The 1,568-nt window shown below is 76.5% G+C and carries 1 protein-coding gene and 1 pseudogene; one reads left to right on the top strand and one right to left on the bottom strand.

Annotation, left to right across the window (positions count from 1 at the left end):
- Positions 1 to 207: 207 nt before the first annotated feature.
- Positions 208 to 1,467, top strand: a complete 1,260-nt coding sequence (locus tag HGA02_RS18835) for an MFS transporter (protein WP_168680863.1) — start codon at positions 208 to 210, stop codon at positions 1,465 to 1,467.
- On the opposite strand, the pseudogene HGA02_RS21870 reads toward HGA02_RS18835, so the two are convergent.
- A pseudogene (locus HGA02_RS21870) lies at positions 1,399 to 1,568 on the bottom strand (DUF853 domain-containing protein); the annotation flags it as partial. The gene HGA02_RS18835 and the pseudogene HGA02_RS21870 sit on opposite strands and share 69 nt — an antisense overlap.

A 1,568-nucleotide genomic window follows, 5' to 3' on the forward strand; every position in this document is an offset into this window, starting at 1 on the left:
CGATCTGGCTGGTGCCGCAGGGCTGACGGGCGCGGCCACGCGCGCAGCCACCCAGGACGGGCGCTGCGCGGGGGCCGCCGGCGCGACGCTCCCGACGTGCGCCACAGCCCTGCGGAGCGCCCGGTGACGTAGGCTCGTGCCACATCCCGGAGCTGACGACGGCGTGACTCCGCCCCTGTGTCGAATCGATTCGTTCGGAGGACCGCCGTGGTTCTGACGCCCGCGCGCACCCGTCTCGCGCTGCTCGCGCTCGCGCTCGGGGGCTTCGGCATCGGCACGACCGAGTTCGCGACGATGGGCCTGCTGCCGGAGATCGCCGCCGACCTGGGCGTCTCGATCCCGACCGCGGGCCACGCGATCACCGCGTACGCGCTCGGCGTCGTCGTCGGCGCGCCCGTCCTCGCGGCCCTCGGCGCCCGCGCGGACCGGCGCCGCCTCCTGCTCGTCCTCATGGTCGCGTTCACCGTCGGCAACGTGCTGTCGGCCTTCGCGCCGACGGCCGAGACGCTCGTCCTCGCCCGGTTCGTCGCCGGCCTCCCGCACGGCGCGTTCTTCGGCGTCGGCGCCGTGATGGGCACCGCGGTCGTCGGCCCGGAGCGCCGCGGACGCGCGGTCGCCGCGATGATGACCGGGCTCACCGTCGCGTGCGCCGTCGGCGTCCCGCTCAGCGCCGTCGTCGGCACGGCGGTCGGCTGGCGCTGGGCGTTCGTCGGCGTCGGCGTCATCGGGCTGGCGACCCTGGCCGCGCTCCGGGCGTGGACGCCGACGCTGCCGCCGCTGCCGGGCGCGACCGTCCGCACCGAGCTCGCCGCGCTGCGCAACCGGCGGCTCTGGATCGCGTTCGGCGCGGGCGCGATCGGTTTCGGCGGCATGTTCGCCGTCTACTCCTACGTCAAGCCGCTCCTCACCGAGGTGACCGGGCTCGACGTCGCCGTCGTGCCCCTCGTGCTCGCGCTCTACGGGGTGGGCATGACCGCCGGGACGCTCGTCGGCGGCCGGCTCGCCGACCGGTCGGTGCTCGGGACCGTCGTCGGCGGCATGGTCGCCACGATCGTCGTGCTCGTCGCGATCGCGCTCGTCGGCCCGTACCCCGTGCCCGCGGTCGCCGCGATCGTCCTGCTCGGCGTGACGTCGCAGGTGCTGGGGCTGTCCCTGCAGACGCGGCTCATGGACGTGTCGCCCGCGGCGCCCTCGCTCGGCGCGGCCCTCTGCCACTCCGCGCTCAACCTCGGCAACGCGGCGGGCGCCTTCTTCGGCGGCCTCGTCATCGCGGCCGGTCTCGGCTACCTCGCGCCCGCGTGGGTCGGCGCCGGGCTCACCGCGCTCGGGCTCCTCGTCGTCCTGACGGTCGGGAGATCCGCGCCGCCGGCTGTCAGCGCGGGCCCGGGCGCGGGCGCGTCAGCGGCGACGCCGACGGGTGCCGAAGAGCGTGCGCGTGATCTCACGCCCGAGCTGAGTGCCCGCTGACCGCAGGAACGAGTCCAGCGGGTCCGACGACGACCGCGACGACCGGCGGGCCGCCGGACGCTCCCGGGCAGCCTCCCGCTCGCGTCGCGCCGCCTCCTTCT

Origin of the sequence: Cellulomonas septica (assembly GCF_012396155.1) — a bacterium.
Lineage (GTDB): Bacteria > Actinomycetota > Actinomycetes > Actinomycetales > Cellulomonadaceae > Cellulomonas > Cellulomonas septica.